We start from the raw sequence: 14,208 nt of genomic DNA, 5'->3' as shown, positions 1-14,208 counted from the left end.
GAAGCGGTTTTTTCATGAGAAATAAAATGGCGTTTTGCATGGTGTGGTTGCCCATGCAGAATTCCTTGCGCCGGCATACGATACGTTAAGACCAAAAGTCGGGCAAGGGGGAGACAGAATGAAGGCGAAAGCACCAAAATATCAAGTAGGGGATATTGTCGTCGTTGTCATGTACGGCACAGTCGGAACGATTACAAAAGTCCATCAAATTGACCAGCACTATTTATATGAGGTCAATCATAATGAGGTGCTTTATTTTGAAACATCACTTCAGCTTTACGATGAGTATAGCGGAGTGATTGTCGATACAGAAAAGCTGGACATTGAATATGAGTTCCTCATTGGCGATGTTGTATATGTAAAAGATTACGGAAAAGAGCTATTTAAAATCATTGGTCATCGGACTGAAATTTGGCGCTACCTTGAAGATGGCTGGGAAGATGTCATTTACGAACTCACGAGGCTGAAAGACGGAGAGTGGCTGGAAACAGAAGAGGAAGATTTAACGCTTGTCCTAAGAAAATATGAGATGGACCAGTTTGTTCATCAGCTTCTTTTTGTGCATTACGTCGGAGAAACCTCAAAAGAGTTAGAAGAAGATATGGTCCAAACGGCTCTATTGCAGCTAGAAGAGAAACAAGAAAGCGAATCTTCACTTGAATTTCTGGCTGTATCTATAGTGGATGAGCTTCTTGATATTTATAACGATTATAAAATTCTCTATGAATTTTTCAAAGATCCAGAATATAAGGATATGATGGATTTTATTTTGGAAAGTTTACACGAACATTTTGGTTAAAGAAAGACTTGTCCTAACACGAATAAAAAATAAGGCACACAGAAAAATGCAATCACATAAAACCATCCCCTCAAGATACGGCCCATCACCTGATCAAAAGTTTCTCCATCTAATATGCTTAACCATTTCATTCTTTCAAGCCCCTTTTCTTTTTGTTTACTGCATTTATATGTATGGAATGAGCCATTATGACAAACTGTAATAAAAAACAGCCGGCGTTCATACATCATAAAAAAGGAGGCGGAATGCAATGAAAGAAGCAGATTTGGTGATTGATACAGAGGAAATTGCGGAGTTCTTCTACGTGGAGCTGATCAAAAGAGGGTACATACCTGCTGAGCTTGAAACATTTGAGCTGGCTGACATTACATTTGAATATATGCTGAAAAAAGCAATGATAGTTGAAGAAGAGGCGTGGTAGGCACTATACTTTGAAGAGATTCTGAAGAGAGAGGGAGGGGAATCCTTCGCGTGTACATCCTATTTCTTTTCATTTTATTTGGCGCCATTGCTGCGCTCATGGCATCTGGGGTTTTTCAAGATTTGGACAACCAGATTATCTTATGGTTTGAAAGCATCAGACTCCCTTTTTTAAATGATGTCATGCTCGCTTTGACGGACTTTGGCATCAGCGCGCTGCTCGTTCCAATCATGCTCATTTTTAGTGTGGTCTTGTTTATGTATAAGCGCTACTACTCTATCATGATGCTTTTTCTACTATATCTCACAGAAAAAACAATCAATCATGAATTAAAGGGGCTGTTTGCTAGAGAGCGTCCGGCCTTTGATCACCTTGTAGTTGAAACGTATTACAGCTTTCCGAGCGGACATTCGATGAATGCAGCCACCATCTACCCTTTTATTGCTTATCTATTAGTTGAAATGATCCCATGGCTGAAAGAAAGACAAAAAATCGTCTATTTGATCACAGGGCTTTGCGTTCTGGCCATTGGCATCAGCCGGATGTATATCGGGGTGCATTATTTGACAGATGTTGCAGGAGGCTTTGCGATAGGACTCGCTCTATTTCTCATTTGTAAAAAGATTGACGAAAGATTGCCTGTCATTCGACAAAAATAGAAGAAGGAAATGGACAGATCCCAGCCAATTTTATATAAAAGGGGAGGGATTTGAATGCAATTGACGTTGAGATTTTTTCAAAAGAAACCTTCAGCATTTCACTTAACCATTTATCAGACACCTGAATATGGCGCTGCAAGCGGGCATCAGCCTGTGTACCGGACAAAGATTGGCGGCAGAACACACCTTGATGTACTGGAAAAAGCATTCTCGACATTTAATGTACATGATACAGTCCCTAATGATTACAATGCGCGGTTTATCACAACAGGTGATATTGTTGTGATTGATGATAAGAAAAAGGGGAAGTGCTATTATCAGCTCTCTCCGGCAGGGTGGAAACGCAGTGAACGACTAATGACGATAGGTTAAATAGATAATGAATGATGCCAGCTTGAGATCCAGCTGGTATTTTCTTTTTTAAGCTCGATCGTTTATAATAAATAGGATAAAATACATAGTAAACGTAAGTGGAGGCTAAAAAATGAGTGTACATATTGGAGCAGAAAAAGGACAAATTGCAGAAACGGTATTGCTGCCAGGCGATCCGCTTCGTGCGAAATATATTGCAGATACATATTTAGAAGATGTTGAGTGCTATAACGAAGTGCGCGGAATGTATGGCTATACTGGAACCTATAAAGGGAAACGTGTTTCTGTACAGGGCACTGGAATGGGCGTACCGTCTATTTCAATTTATGTGAATGAACTCATTCAAAGCTATGATGTTCAAAACTTAATTCGCGTTGGATCTTGCGGAGCCATCAAAAGAGATGTTAATGTACGTGACGTCATTTTAGCCCAGACATCATCAACAGATTCACAAATGAATCGTGTGGCATTTGGACCGATTGATTATGCGCCATGTGCTGATTTTGGCCTGCTCAAGAAAGCCTACGACACAGCAGAAGCAAAAAATGTCGCTGTACGTGTTGGAAATGTATTTACAGCAGACCAATTTTACAATGAAAAACCACTTGAGCTCATGGCTCAATATGGTATCCTAGCGATCGAAATGGAGACAACCGCTCTTTATTCTCTTGCAGCAAAATTTGATCGAAAAGCGTTATCAATTTTGACTGTGAGTGACCACGTTCTAACAGGAGAAGAAACAACGGCTGAAGAGCGTCAAACAACGTTTGATGAAATGATCTTAATTGCGCTAGACTCCGTTTTATAATAGTATAAAGGGTGTGCTACAATGTAGCGCATCTTTATTTTTTTAGAAGAGCAAAAGGAAGGTATGTCATGAAGAAAAGCTACAAAATACTCTCAATCGCATCGATTCTTGGTTTGACAGCCGCGCTATCAGGCTGCCAGTTGCTGGACCAAAAAAGCGGTACATCTGAATCAAACAAAACAAACGAACAAAAAAACGCAGCAAGTTCATCTCCCCAGCACAACTCAAACGATAAGGCAGATTCATCGAATCAAGAGCTGACGTTAAAGAGTGAATATTTCAATGACATCAAGGTTGTGAGCGGTCTGAAAACCATTCAAAATCCTGAAAATGTGCTAGCACTTGTCAACAAAGAATATGCATTACCAGGAACCTATAAACCTTCTGATCTCGTTGTACCAAAAGTAGAATTCTCTTTTTCGGAAGATATTGAAAAGCGATATATCCGCAAAGAAGCAGCGGAAGCGCTTGAGAAGTTATTCAAAGGTGCAAAAAAGGAAAACTTCGAGCTTGCTGCAGTATCTGGCTATCGCTCCTATGACCGTCAAAAAGTCATTTTTGATAGTGAGGTCAAATTAAAAGGCAAAGAAAAAGCACAAGAAGCAGTCGCTTTACCAGGCGAAAGTGAACATCAAACAGGTTTAGCCATGGACATTTCCTCAAAAAGTGCCGGTTTTGAGATCTCTGAAAAGTTTGGTGAAACACCAGATGGCAAATGGGTGGCTAAAAACGCCTATAAATATGGCTTTATCATCCGCTATCCAAAAGGAAAAGAAGACATTACGAAATACGAATATGAGCCGTGGCATCTGCGCTATGTGGGAAAAGAAGCCGCAAAAGCGATGCATGATCATGATTTAACATTTGAAGAATACATGAACAAAGTAAAGAAAATCTAAACAAGTTAAAGGCCTCCCAGCTATTCGGGAGGCCTTCTCTTATTCTTCTTTTAAAAAAAGAACAATCCTGCTAATGCGAAGCCGGTAATGAAACCGAGGCCGATGCCATACGCTGCACCCCAGCCATAATATCCGCCCCAATAGCCAAAGCCAAAGCCTCCGCGAGACCCGCCGACTGGACGAATATAAACTTTGCGGTTTGTCACACGCTCAATGCGTCCGACGTGTACTCTGCCATTACGGTCAGTAATTCTAGCGACTTTCCCCATGTGCTGCTGACAAAGCTTGTAGTAGCGCTCCATGTTTTTCCTCCTTATGACAAACTCTTTTCACTCTTATCCTATGCGAGAGACTTCATAGAGTTTGGACAAAACATATAGGAGATTCGCTCATTTTATACGGTACATTCAAATAGAATGTGGCTTAGCTGCTTTCGGTGTGCTTGAATGAGATCGTAGTGTGTTTGCAGTGTCTCGTAAAGAGAAGGCGGTATGTGTTCAGATAATTCCATCTCTGTCGGTTCCTCCTGCACCATATGTTCATCGAATGAAAGAATCTGAATGTCACGGAAGCCTGCTGCTGTTAACTGCTCCTTCCATTCTTCAAGCGACAAGAGCGAGTGAAAGCCGTAAAAATTTCGAACAGCTGCCAGCTCTTCAGGCGTAAGAGGGGCTTTTAACACAGCTTCATTTGCAATCAGTTGACTGCCAGGAGCAAGCACACGTTTGATTTCAGCTAGTGCATCAGGCAGCTTGGTAAAGCTTAAAACAGATTCACTGATGAGTAGAGAGAACGCTTGATCTGGAAAGGGCAGCTGCTCAATGGATGCCTCTAAAGCACGGATAGGCAGTTCCTCCCGTTTGAATCGCAGGTTCGCCTTTTCAATCATCAATGGATGCGTATCAATGGCCTCCACCTGATAACCAATATTTCCTAAATAGGCGGCGGTCTGTCCTGTACCGCATCCAGCGTCCAGTATTCGTGCATGAGGCGGCAGTTTTATATGCTCAATCATCGTTTTTGTTAACTCAATTCCGCCAGGATGGGCACCTGATACGCCAAAATAAGCAAGCATTTCTACATAATCACTCATATAATCCCTTCTTTCCTTATCCTGTTCCTCTCTAAAGATTATGCAATAGAGGGGCAAATGGCTTATCTTTTCAAATAGAAGTTGATCCTTTGGTTGACGGATGAAGCCTCGTCCTTGATAATAATGAAAGGAGATAAAGGTGGTGTTTTTTTGAAAAAACAAATGAAGTTCGTGGTAGCCATTCTCGTGACTGCTGCACTGTCCTCAGCGATTACATTTGTGATCACAAAACAAGGTGCTGTCAGCGTCTCAGGAGACGAGAAGTTTAGTAAACTCATGGCTGCGTATACGAAGGTAAAGGATGAGTATTACGAAAAAACGGATGATCAAAAACTAGTAGATGGTGCGATCCAAGGAATGATTGCATCACTTGATGATCCATACTCTACATATATGGATCAGGAGGAAGCCGAAGGATTTAATAATACCATTTCTTCTTCATTTGAAGGAATTGGTGCACAAGTTGAAGAGAAGGATGGACAAATTTTAATTGTTGCGCCGATTAAAGGCTCTCCTGCTGAAAAAGCTGGTTTGAAACCGCATGATCATATTTTAAAAGTGAATGGAAAAAGCACCAAAGGAATGTCGGTCAATAAAGCAGTCTCTCTCATTAGAGGGAAAAAAGGAACGGATGTTAAGCTGCATCTTAACCGTCAAGGAGTCGGCAATGTAGATGTGACCATCACAAGAGACACCATTCCGCTTGAAACGGTGTATGCAAAACTCACAAAAGACAAAATAGGAGAAATCCAAATTACGTCCTTTGCTGAAACCACATCGAAAGAGCTGGATAAAGCAATTGATGACCTTGAGAAAAAAGGGGCAAAAGGTTTTGTCATTGACCTGAGAGATAATCCAGGCGGCATCATGACAGAAGCCATTGAAATGAGCAATGACTTTATTGATAAAGGGAAAGTCATCATGCAGGTTGAAGAAAAAGGGAAGAAACAAGTGTACAAGGCTGAAAAAGAACGCAAAGTCCATCAGCCGGCAGTTGTCCTTGTAAATGGCGGTTCAGCCAGCGCTGCTGAAATCATGGCGGCGGCTCTGCACCAATCTTCAGGCATTCAAATTGTGGGTGAAAAGACGTTTGGCAAAGGAACTGTTCAAAATGCGCAAAACTATAATGATGGTTCTAGTGTCAAGTTAACCATTGCAAAATGGCTGACACCAGACGGTTCTTGGATTCACAAAAAAGGTATCGAACCACAGGTGAAAGCAGCTCTCCCAAGTTATGCAAAGCTGCCGTACTTAAGCCCGAAAAAATCATATGAGCTAAATGACAATGGAGATGAAGTCAAAGCAGCTCAAAAAATGTTCCAAGCGCTTGGCTACAAAGCAAAAGCAAACGGTGAGTACGATCAAGCATTCCAGTCTATCGTCAAAAGCTTCCAAACAGACAACGATCTCAAGGCAGACGGTATCCTGACAGGAGATACAACGACCGTTCTGATGACAAAGATCCAAGATAAGCTAAAGAACAACGATACACAAATGAAAAAAGCCATTGAAGTCTTGAAAAAAGAAATGAAATAAAAAAAGCAGTCCTCATCAGGGGACTGCTTTCAGATTGTAGAAAAACCCCACCTTTATTTTGAGTGAAGTGGGGTTTTTTGATAAAAACATATAGAGTTTTATGTTGAACACGGGTCTTTCCATGTCTAGTTTGTTTCCTTTTAAAATGCATGGCAGTGAAAGTAAGCATACTTTCTTTTTGATCCATGTAACGCTGTTAGGTGTTAATATTTGTATGAAAAAAGACTTTTTTGAACTTGACAAAATAATGTAATTATGCTATAATTTACTTTATTGTTTTTAGAATATATAATAGGATTCTCCTGGCCAGGAGAATCCTATTTTTTTGTTCTAAAATAAAGGAGTGTATTTGTATGAAGAAAGATGAGTCCAGTCTCACTTCGTTAATATCGGCTTTTGCCAGATCCTATCATAGTCAATTTGATACGCCTAAAATTTTTAATGATGATATAGCTAGAGAATTAATTTCTGAAAAAGAATTCAATGACATCAAAGAAAACATGGTTCAAGGCATACATTTCTTCAACAAATATATCGATCAAAAATTCGAAGGAAATACAGAAGAAATATTAAAATGGATTACACAAGTCCAGCTTTCTCCAATAACCTTATCACGTGCAGCGTATTGCGAAAAAGTATTGCTTCACGAGGTAGCGTTAGGATTAAAACAATATGTCATACTTGGTGCTGGATTAGATACTTTTAGTTTCCGACATCCAGAATTGGAAAACAGCTTAGAAATATTCGAAATTGATCATCCTACTACACAGGAATTTAAAAAGCAAAGATTGGACGAGGCTAAATTAAAAATCCCAAGTAATCTTCATTTTGTTTCTATGGACTTCACCAAAAATTTGTCCTATCAAAACCTAATAGTTCAAGGATTTGATAACAAAAAGACGTTCTTTAGTCTTCTAGGGGTTTCTTACTATTTAACGAAAGAGGAAGTGTCAAGCTTAATAGATTATTTATTCACCAAGGTTCCATCAGGAAGTTCAATCGTTTTTGATTATGCAGATGAAAAACTATTCGAAGAAAAAGGAACCTCTAATAGAGTTGAAAATATGGTGAAAATGGCTTCAATAGGCGGAGAACCGATGAAATCATGTTTTTCGTACTTTGAAATCGAAAAGGTGTTAGAGAAATCAGATTTACTCATTTATGAACATTTATCACCTGAAAAAATTAATGAACTGTATTTTAATAATAGAGAAGATTACCTATCAGCCTTTGAGACAATTCATTTTATTCATGCTGTAAAAAAATAATACTCGATCATGTACATTGGAATTGTGTTATACAAAAAATCTTGTAGACTTTGTCTACAAGATCAAAGCAGTCCTCATCGGGACTGCTTTTTCTTATCCTTACACTTCGTTTGTGATTGCTTCTGTTTTTTCATGATCCTTTTCAAATAGATCATTCATGACAGAATTGGATGTGACCTTGTTTTGGAAGAATGGATTCAAAATCAAGATGACAACGACGTTTGCTAGTAAACCAAGAAAACCTTCATAAAGACCAAACGTAACTTGTGAGATATTCGCTGTAAAGGTAACGATGATTCCAACGACTAAACCGGAAATCGTTGCTTCTCTCGATTGTTTTTTCCAGAACAAACTGATGGCAATAGCTGGGAAGATTTGAACCATTCCTGAAACACCAATGAGCTGAAGTGTGACAAGTGCAGTTGGGAACAGCATCCCGAATAAAAGAGCGAGCCCGATGACGATAAACACCATCGAACGTGTAATGATGGTCAATCTTTTAGGTGACACATTCGGATGAATTAAGTCACGGTATAAATTATTGGCAAATAAATTCGATGCGCCAATGGCCATGATGGAGCATGGAATGAGGGAAGCCAGTGCAATCGTTGAATATGCGAGCCCCTGCATCACGCCGCCATATGATGTTTGAATTAAATGAAGAAGAGCAAATCTTGGATTTGTATCTTCTGGTAAGACTAAAAAAGCAATAAATCCAAGGAAGATGACCAAAATCAATACAATATTATAAAGAGGCAAAAACATGCTGTTTTTACGGATGGCATCTGCGCTTTTGGCTGTAAAAACCCCAGTTGCTGCGTGTGCCCACATAAACAAAGCAAGAGCAGAAACGCCTGAAGCAGTAATGAACCATAAAATGCCCTTAGGACCGCCTTCAGGGATCGTTAGAAGCTGAGGCGCTTCTTTGGCTAACGTGTTCATCATCGGTGTCCAGCCGTTAAAATGAATAATTGGCAGTGAAACGACCATAAACAGCATGATCACCCAAACAAGAATATCCTTAATAATGGCTGTATATGTAGGACCTTTAATACCACTAAAAAATGTATAAAGTGCGACTAAAATAAACGAAATAATAACTACTGCATTCACATTAATATAATTCGTTCCAGCGACAGTTAACGTATCTTGAATTCCGCTCAGCTGAAGACAAATATAAGGAATCAGCATAAGTACTCCAACAATCGCAATCAAACTGGATAACAGCTTGCTGTCAAACCGCTCACGTGCATAATCGGCAAGTGTTGTAAGGTTGTGATTTTTCGCAACCGTCCATAGTTTCGGTAAAAAGAAATAAGCAATAAAATAAGCTAGGACTGAATAAGGAATAGCGAAAAAAGCGACGCTTCCAGCTGTATAGGCTGTACTTGTAAGCCCTAAAAAGGTATAAGCTGTATATAAGTCTGCGCCAACGAGGAACCAGACGAGCAGTCCGCCAAATTTTCTTCCGCCGACAGACCATTCTTCTACTGACTGTCTTGATGATTTGTCACGACCAGCGGCAAATCCGATGACCACGACGATGAAAATAATACTTGCAGTAATCAATAAAGCTGTTAAATTTCCTTGCATTAGTCAGTTCCTCCATTTGAATGTTGCATCTTATAAATGATAAATGTGCAAATTGGTGTGAGTACAATCCATAGCAAGAGCCAGAAGTGGAAAAAGGGCAGGCCGATGACAAATGGATGAATGCGATTCGCAAAAGGCAGCAATGCGAGCTGTCCGATGAATGGAATCGCGATTAGTAGTGCCAGCATCAATTTATTGTTCATAATTTCCTCCTGAATATTTTGTAATTTCATAATAATAGCAGTTGTCAGATTAGATCACAAGACCATTTTCAGAAAAAACAATCATTTTGGTGAATATCATACTAATATAACGCTTTCATTTTTGAAAAAGGAGAAAGAGTGAAGTTGTAAAGAGGAGGAAGGTGAAAGAAAGTATGTAGAAATAATATTTAAAGCCAATAAAAAAGCCCCAGCATAAAGGCTGAGGCTTTGCCAATTTTTAAAGGAAATCAGAAACTTCTTCGATGTCGAAACGGTTGCTTTTATGAGCTTCTTTCGCTGCTTTACCAACTGAAATCAGCATAACCGGCTCGTAGCGGCCGCTTACATTGAATTCTTTGATGTACGCGTCTTTACTGAAACCACCCATTGCACATGTATCATAGCCCATTGCTTTGGCCGCAATCATTAATTGCATAGCAGCTAATGAAGCATTTGAATACGCTGCTTCGCGTGCATATTGCTTGCTTTGGTATGCGCCATTGATTTGAGTCATCAATGTTTCTTTAATGTCTTCAGTAATGAAGCCTTGTTCTGCCAGCTCACTGTAGATTTTTTCGCCATTTTGGTTAGCTTCAAGGTCACCTAGAACTGCAATAACAGCTGATGCCTGTGATACTTGCTTTTGGTTGTAAGCGATTGGAAGTAATTTTGCTTTTGCTTCAGCACTATGGAAAACAGTGAAATGCCAATGCTGAAGGTTCCAAGCAGATGGTGCTTTTGTTGTGATTTCAAGAAGCTCTGTTAACTCTTCTTTTGTCATTTCATGAGAAGTATCATACTCTTTTACTGAAGCTCTTTGTTTTAAGATGTCAATTGTTTTTTGATCGGTCGCCATATGGATATTTCCTCCCGTTTTTGCAAATAATATGGTACAATAACTAAAAAGTGAGAAACTTACTTATTGTAACTAGAGTTATTTTAAATTGTACACCGTTAGTTTGTCAAACAATCATGAAAAGAAAGGCTGAAATTTATGGAATTCCAATTATGTCCACACATTCAGCAAGCTTTTTTACTCCTAGGCAAAAGGTGGAACGGTCTCATTATACATGTATTGCTTGATGGACCAAAGCGTTTTAAAGACCTCACAGACACGATCCCGTCGATCAGTCAAAAAATGCTCGCAGAGCGTTTAAAAGAGCTCGAGCAAGAAGGGATTATAGAGCGAACTGTCCTGCCTGAGACGCCTGTCAAAGTCATTTACAGTTTAACTGAAAAAGGGAATGCGTTACATGATGTGTTTCATGAGGTATCTCGGTGGGCAGGGGAGTATACAGACTCACACGGGAAAAAGGAGCAAGCCTAGTTTCAGGTTTGCCCAAACATTTTGACTCCTGATGAATATGCTGATGTTAGGCACATGACAAAGGAGGAGAAATGCATGTACCCTCATACTCCGTATTTTCGAGGCGGCGCCCCTGGCATTCCGCCATATGAATCCAGAGTCCCTTTGTTTTTTGGTTTTGGCGCTCCTTTAGTCGGCGGTCTGCTTGGCGGATTTCTAGGAAGTGCGATTTTTAATTATCCCCGTCCATATTACCCGCCACCACCACCGCCTGCTCCACCACCTTATGGCGGCGGATATCCACCATATTATTAAGAAAAAAGAGTAAGCCTGCTTCCGTTCTTAAAGCAGGCTTTTTATAATGGAATATCAATTTCAGAAATTCCTGGATCATCATGCTTTAAAAACATAATTTCCAAAATGCCGTCTTGATACGACGCCTTCGTTCCTTTTCGTTTCACAGCAGCAGGGAGAACGACTTTCTTCTGCGTTCCTTCTTCAGGAAAATGATCAATAAACAGCAGATTGGCTGTATGTTTGATTTTGACTTTTTCTGTGTTTGGACGAGCAAGTTCAATTTTGACAAACACATGATCAGTCGTCTCGAACACTTCGACTTCTGGCTCTTTTTCTTTTTCGGCATCAGTTTCTCTCGTTTTTTGATTTTGGGAAAGGGGGTCCTGAAATGGGAACTGAGCAGGATAATTGGAGCCGAATACACTTTCCATGACTTGATTGACATACTGCTCAACGTCTTTAGGATCTGAATTCTTTAAGGCTTCTTTTGAGAACTGCTTTTGAAAAGGGAATAATCGGTTCCAGTCGAACATGTGAATCATCCTTTCTAAATGCCCTGAATTAGTATATGCCCATTCGCCTGCGTGCGTGCTATAATATACGTTAGATTTAGAAAGGGATGGTTACATTGAACGAACAGCAATCAAAAGGTGTTCTCTACACGGCAGCATCTTTTACACTCTGGGGTTTATTCCCGTTATATTGGAAGCTGATGGAGCATATTTCGTCAGGCGAAATTTTAGCGCACAGAATTTTATGGTCATTTGTGTTTATGTGCGGTATTCTTTTGTATTTAAAACAAGTCCGTCCAGCAATGCAGACAGTGAAGGGTCTCATACTGGATGGTAAAGCATTTTTTTCATTACTTTTATCTGCTATTTTAATTTCGGTCAACTGGTATGTTTACATTTGGGCAGTCAATCATGGTCTTATGCTAGAAGCAAGTTTAGGGTACTATATTAATCCGCTTGTATCCGTTCTATTAGGCATTATTTTCTTAAAAGAACGACTAAATAAATTGCAAACCATTGCCATCCTCATTGCCGCATTTGGGGTGATCCTATCAACAGTTCAATACGGGTCATTTCCTGTCGTTGCTTTCTTATTAGCCCTTAGCTTCGGCTTTTATGGTTTGATTAAAAAAAGGATGAGCTTCACGAGCGCAATTGGTTTGACGATTGAAACACTGCTTCTCGCACCGGCTGCACTTGTATACTTATTATTTTTCTTAAAAGAACCTGTTGTGACTATGAATCCTAACAGCTTCGGGTCGCTCGGTCTCTTATTTTTTGCAGGCGTTTTTACAGCCGTGCCGCTTCTTTTATTCTCAGAAGGCGCAAAAAGAATTCCACTTTATCAAGTGGGCATTTTGCAATACATTGCACCGACAATTACGCTGTTTTTAGGGCTGTTTGTCTATCACGAACACTTATCCGCAGCTAAAATTGTGACATTCCTTTGTATTTGGGTGGCGATTTTACTGTTTACCACCTCTCAATTACGCATGAAAAAAACAGCGAATTCTCATTAAGCCAAACGAGCAGTTTGCTTTTTTTTGCAGGCGGATCATGTCATAATAAATTGTTACCAAAACTGTAGAGGTGATCATATGTCGTCAGCTCATGAGCTTGCAGCCGCCTATCAATCTTTATGGAAAAATCGTCAGCTTGATGTTGATGATATGTCTTCTTTACACGAGGCCATATGTGATGATTTACTTGATGCACGAACACATCCGCGGGCAAGGAAATCATTACACCAAAAGTATGTGCTTGCTGTGGAGAGAATTTTAGAAAGTGAGCTTAAGCATGATCATCAGCTGCAGCTGATCAGCTTACATACGAAAAAGCTGCGAGAATTAATTCAAAATGAAGGAAGGAACCACTCATGAAACCAATTCAAACGGAAGATGTCACAGCACATCTTGAATCGTTTTTAAATCGTCCAGTCTTCGTTCATCTTGAAACGACAACTGGTTCTTATTCAGCTCATGTAAATGAACAAAATATGACGGTTGTTGCGTATATCCGCAACGCGAAAGTCGTCTATTCACAGGCGAAAATAAAAGGACAAGGTCCATACCGTGTTGGAATGAAAACAGAAGATGGCTGGATTTACGCAGAAGGATTAACCGATTATGTGTTTGATGACCAAGGCCGCTTGCTATTAGCTGGACACTTGCCAGACGGCAAACTAGCGATTTCATTACAAATTAGTGAAACACCATTTCAGGTGTAGAAGAAAGGGTGACAAGTCATGAACGAACATGTACTAGTGATGCTGCCTCACCCCGATGATGAATCTTTTGGGGTTGCTGGTCTCATTGCACAAAGCAGAAAACGCGGAATTCCCGTCACATATGCATGCGGGACACTTGGAGAAATGGGCAGAAATATGGGAAGCCCAACATATGCGAACCGTGAAACACTTCCTGAATTAAGAAAACAGGAATTAATCAATGCCTGCAAAGAAATGGATATCACAGACTTACGTATGCTTGGCCTGCGTGATAAAACATTGGAATTTGAAGACGACGAGTATTTGGCAGATGTGATGGAAACCATCATTGATGAAGTCAAACCGACACTCATTGTGACGTTTTATCCAGGACACGGTGTACATCCTGATCATGATGCGACAGGTGAAGCTGTGATTCGTGCTCTTTACCGCAAGAAAAAAGAAGACCGTCCTGTCACATACTGCATGGCCATTACGAAGAATAGAGAAGAAGTCCTTGGACATGCGGATATTGTGATTGATATTACAGATGTTGCAGATATCAAATTAAATGCACTGAGAGCGCATAGAACGCAAACAGAGGGCATGCTGAGAGAGCTTGAACAAAAGCTGAAAAACAAAGAACCAGTTGTCCAAAAATGGTTTGATGAAGAAATTTTCTGGACGTATCAATGGAATGACTAAACAAAAAAGCAGCTGATCCATGTCAGTTGCTT

The 14,208-nt window shown here is 40.0% G+C and carries 20 protein-coding genes; 14 read left to right on the top strand and 6 right to left on the bottom strand.

Going from position 1 to position 14,208, the window contains the following annotated elements; genetic code table 11:
* The first annotated feature begins 118 nt into the window (after positions 1 to 118).
* The 6 genes from H7F25_RS08505 (at position 119) to H7F25_RS08480 (ending at position 3,958) form a co-directional block, all read left to right on the top strand.
* The gene (locus H7F25_RS08505) at positions 119 to 799 is read left to right on the top strand and encodes a hypothetical protein (RefSeq protein ID WP_024422708.1); all 681 of its coding nucleotides are present in this window, start codon (positions 119 to 121) and stop codon (positions 797 to 799) included.
* Between the two features lie 250 nt (positions 800 to 1,049).
* Positions 1,050 to 1,220 (top strand): YozD family protein, encoded by a 171-nt coding sequence (locus H7F25_RS08500; RefSeq protein WP_065214722.1) that lies wholly within the window; start codon positions 1,050 to 1,052, stop codon positions 1,218 to 1,220.
* A gap of 50 nt (positions 1,221 to 1,270) precedes the next feature.
* Positions 1,271 to 1,879 carry a phosphatase PAP2 family protein gene (locus H7F25_RS08495; protein ID WP_185854486.1) on the top strand — a complete coding sequence of 203 codons (609 nt, stop codon included), beginning with the start codon at positions 1,271 to 1,273 and terminating at the stop codon, positions 1,877 to 1,879.
* A 54-nt stretch (positions 1,880 to 1,933) separates the two neighbouring features.
* Positions 1,934 to 2,251 carry a hypothetical protein gene (locus H7F25_RS08490; protein WP_024422706.1) on the top strand — a complete coding sequence of 106 codons (318 nt, stop codon included), beginning with the start codon at positions 1,934 to 1,936 and terminating at the stop codon, positions 2,249 to 2,251.
* 112 nt (positions 2,252 to 2,363) lie between these two features.
* Complete coding sequence (gene deoD, locus H7F25_RS08485; protein WP_012010274.1) at positions 2,364 to 3,059, top strand: purine-nucleoside phosphorylase; 696 nt, start codon at positions 2,364 to 2,366, stop codon at positions 3,057 to 3,059.
* 68 nt (positions 3,060 to 3,127) lie between these two features.
* Positions 3,128 to 3,958, top strand: coding sequence for a M15 family metallopeptidase (locus H7F25_RS08480; protein ID WP_024422705.1), 831 nt, complete (start codon positions 3,128 to 3,130; stop codon positions 3,956 to 3,958).
* A gap of 50 nt (positions 3,959 to 4,008) precedes the next feature.
* Here H7F25_RS08480 and H7F25_RS08475 read toward each other — a convergent pair whose 3' ends face one another.
* Both H7F25_RS08475 and H7F25_RS08470 read right to left on the bottom strand, forming a co-directional pair.
* Positions 4,009 to 4,260 (bottom strand): hypothetical protein, encoded by a 252-nt coding sequence (locus H7F25_RS08475; RefSeq protein WP_024422704.1) that lies wholly within the window; start codon positions 4,258 to 4,260, stop codon positions 4,009 to 4,011.
* 92 nt (positions 4,261 to 4,352) lie between these two features.
* A complete protein-coding gene (locus H7F25_RS08470; protein ID WP_024422703.1) occupies positions 4,353 to 5,051 on the bottom strand; it encodes a class I SAM-dependent methyltransferase in 699 nt (232 codons plus the stop codon).
* A 150-nt stretch (positions 5,052 to 5,201) separates the two neighbouring features.
* Here H7F25_RS08470 and H7F25_RS08465 point away from each other — a divergent pair, with 150 nt between their 5' ends.
* Positions 5,202 to 6,587, top strand: coding sequence for a S41 family peptidase (locus H7F25_RS08465; RefSeq protein WP_149126534.1), 1,386 nt, complete (start codon positions 5,202 to 5,204; stop codon positions 6,585 to 6,587).
* A gap of 353 nt (positions 6,588 to 6,940) precedes the next feature.
* A complete protein-coding gene (locus H7F25_RS08460; RefSeq protein WP_185854485.1) occupies positions 6,941 to 7,855 on the top strand; it encodes a class I SAM-dependent methyltransferase in 915 nt (304 codons plus the stop codon).
* A gap of 99 nt (positions 7,856 to 7,954) precedes the next feature.
* Here the strand turns inward: H7F25_RS08460 and H7F25_RS08455 are convergent, their stop codons facing one another.
* The 3 genes from H7F25_RS08455 to H7F25_RS08445 form a co-directional block, all read right to left on the bottom strand.
* Complete coding sequence (locus H7F25_RS08455) at positions 7,955 to 9,448, bottom strand: sodium:solute symporter family protein (RefSeq protein WP_172880755.1); 1,494 nt, start codon at positions 9,446 to 9,448, stop codon at positions 7,955 to 7,957.
* On the bottom strand, positions 9,448 to 9,651 hold the full coding sequence (locus H7F25_RS08450) for a DUF3311 domain-containing protein (protein WP_185854484.1): 204 nt from the start codon (positions 9,649 to 9,651) through the stop codon (positions 9,448 to 9,450). The genes H7F25_RS08455 and H7F25_RS08450 overlap by 1 nt, the downstream gene beginning before the upstream one ends.
* Before the next feature lie 238 nt (positions 9,652 to 9,889).
* Positions 9,890 to 10,507, bottom strand: coding sequence for a nitroreductase family protein (locus H7F25_RS08445; RefSeq protein ID WP_151039980.1), 618 nt, complete (start codon positions 10,505 to 10,507; stop codon positions 9,890 to 9,892).
* Positions 10,508 to 10,645: 138 nt separating this feature from the next.
* On the opposite strand from H7F25_RS08445, the gene H7F25_RS08440 reads away from it, so the two are divergent.
* Together H7F25_RS08440 and H7F25_RS08435 are read left to right on the top strand one after the other, a co-directional pair.
* Positions 10,646 to 10,978 carry a winged helix-turn-helix transcriptional regulator gene (locus H7F25_RS08440; RefSeq protein WP_024428324.1) on the top strand — a complete coding sequence of 111 codons (333 nt, stop codon included), beginning with the start codon at positions 10,646 to 10,648 and terminating at the stop codon, positions 10,976 to 10,978.
* 75 nt (positions 10,979 to 11,053) lie between these two features.
* On the top strand, positions 11,054 to 11,272 hold the full coding sequence (locus tag H7F25_RS08435; RefSeq protein WP_024422697.1) for a hypothetical protein: 219 nt from the start codon (positions 11,054 to 11,056) through the stop codon (positions 11,270 to 11,272).
* 41 nt (positions 11,273 to 11,313) lie between these two features.
* Here the strand turns inward: H7F25_RS08435 and H7F25_RS08430 are convergent, their stop codons facing one another.
* A complete protein-coding gene (locus H7F25_RS08430) occupies positions 11,314 to 11,787 on the bottom strand; it encodes an Hsp20/alpha crystallin family protein (protein WP_024428325.1) in 474 nt (157 codons plus the stop codon).
* Between the two features lie 86 nt (positions 11,788 to 11,873).
* Here H7F25_RS08430 and rarD point away from each other — a divergent pair, with 86 nt between their 5' ends.
* The 4 genes from rarD to bshB2 all read left to right on the top strand — a co-directional run bounded on the left by rarD (position 11,874) and on the right by bshB2 (position 14,176).
* Positions 11,874 to 12,785 (top strand): EamA family transporter RarD, encoded by a 912-nt coding sequence (gene rarD / locus H7F25_RS08425; RefSeq protein WP_048239421.1) that lies wholly within the window; start codon positions 11,874 to 11,876, stop codon positions 12,783 to 12,785.
* A 78-nt stretch (positions 12,786 to 12,863) separates the two neighbouring features.
* A complete protein-coding gene (locus H7F25_RS08420) occupies positions 12,864 to 13,145 on the top strand; it encodes a hypothetical protein (RefSeq protein WP_024428326.1) in 282 nt (93 codons plus the stop codon).
* Entirely contained in the window at positions 13,142 to 13,492 is a 351-nt protein-coding gene (locus H7F25_RS08415; RefSeq protein WP_008359999.1) for a YojF family protein, read from the top strand. Before H7F25_RS08420 ends, H7F25_RS08415 begins: the two co-directional genes overlap by 4 nt.
* 18 nt (positions 13,493 to 13,510) lie before the next feature.
* On the top strand, positions 13,511 to 14,176 hold the full coding sequence (gene bshB2 / locus H7F25_RS08410; RefSeq protein WP_024422693.1) for a bacillithiol biosynthesis deacetylase BshB2: 666 nt from the start codon (positions 13,511 to 13,513) through the stop codon (positions 14,174 to 14,176).
* Positions 14,177 to 14,208 lie beyond the last annotated feature (32 nt).

It is taken from the genome of Bacillus sp. PAMC28571 (genome assembly GCF_014250435.1).
Classification (GTDB): Bacteria; Bacillota; Bacilli; order Bacillales; family Bacillaceae; genus Bacillus; species Bacillus safensis.
The sequence above is the reverse complement of the archived record's forward strand: the minus strand, read 5'-3'. Positions and strand labels throughout refer to the sequence as shown.

Coding starts and splice junctions, on each gene's coding strand:
- H7F25_RS08480 (WP_024422705.1), top strand. CDS start 3,128: ATGAAGAAAAGCTACAAAATACTCTCAATCGCATCGATTCTTGGTTTG.
- H7F25_RS08505 (WP_024422708.1), top strand. CDS start 119: ATGAAGGCGAAAGCACCAAAATATCAAGTAGGGGATATTGTCGTCGTT.
- H7F25_RS08500 (WP_065214722.1), top strand. CDS start 1,050: ATGAAAGAAGCAGATTTGGTGATTGATACAGAGGAAATTGCGGAGTTC.
- H7F25_RS08455 (WP_172880755.1), bottom strand. CDS start 9,448: ATGCAAGGAAATTTAACAGCTTTATTGATTACTGCAAGTATTATTTTC.
- H7F25_RS08415 (WP_008359999.1), top strand. CDS start 13,142: ATGAAACCAATTCAAACGGAAGATGTCACAGCACATCTTGAATCGTTT.
- H7F25_RS08445 (WP_151039980.1), bottom strand. CDS start 10,507: ATGGCGACCGATCAAAAAACAATTGACATCTTAAAACAAAGAGCTTCA.
- H7F25_RS08430 (WP_024428325.1), bottom strand. CDS start 11,787: ATGTTCGACTGGAACCGATTATTCCCTTTTCAAAAGCAGTTCTCAAAA.
- bshB2 (WP_024422693.1), top strand. CDS start 13,511: ATGAACGAACATGTACTAGTGATGCTGCCTCACCCCGATGATGAATCT.
- H7F25_RS08435 (WP_024422697.1), top strand. CDS start 11,054: ATGTACCCTCATACTCCGTATTTTCGAGGCGGCGCCCCTGGCATTCCG.
- H7F25_RS08450 (WP_185854484.1), bottom strand. CDS start 9,651: ATGAACAATAAATTGATGCTGGCACTACTAATCGCGATTCCATTCATC.
- deoD (WP_012010274.1), top strand. CDS start 2,364: ATGAGTGTACATATTGGAGCAGAAAAAGGACAAATTGCAGAAACGGTA.
- rarD (WP_048239421.1), top strand. CDS start 11,874: ATGGTTACATTGAACGAACAGCAATCAAAAGGTGTTCTCTACACGGCA.
- H7F25_RS08460 (WP_185854485.1), top strand. CDS start 6,941: ATGAAGAAAGATGAGTCCAGTCTCACTTCGTTAATATCGGCTTTTGCC.
- H7F25_RS08475 (WP_024422704.1), bottom strand. CDS start 4,260: ATGGAGCGCTACTACAAGCTTTGTCAGCAGCACATGGGGAAAGTCGCT.
- H7F25_RS08490 (WP_024422706.1), top strand. CDS start 1,934: ATGCAATTGACGTTGAGATTTTTTCAAAAGAAACCTTCAGCATTTCAC.
- H7F25_RS08420 (WP_024428326.1), top strand. CDS start 12,864: ATGTCGTCAGCTCATGAGCTTGCAGCCGCCTATCAATCTTTATGGAAA.
- H7F25_RS08440 (WP_024428324.1), top strand. CDS start 10,646: ATGGAATTCCAATTATGTCCACACATTCAGCAAGCTTTTTTACTCCTA.
- H7F25_RS08470 (WP_024422703.1), bottom strand. CDS start 5,051: ATGAGTGATTATGTAGAAATGCTTGCTTATTTTGGCGTATCAGGTGCC.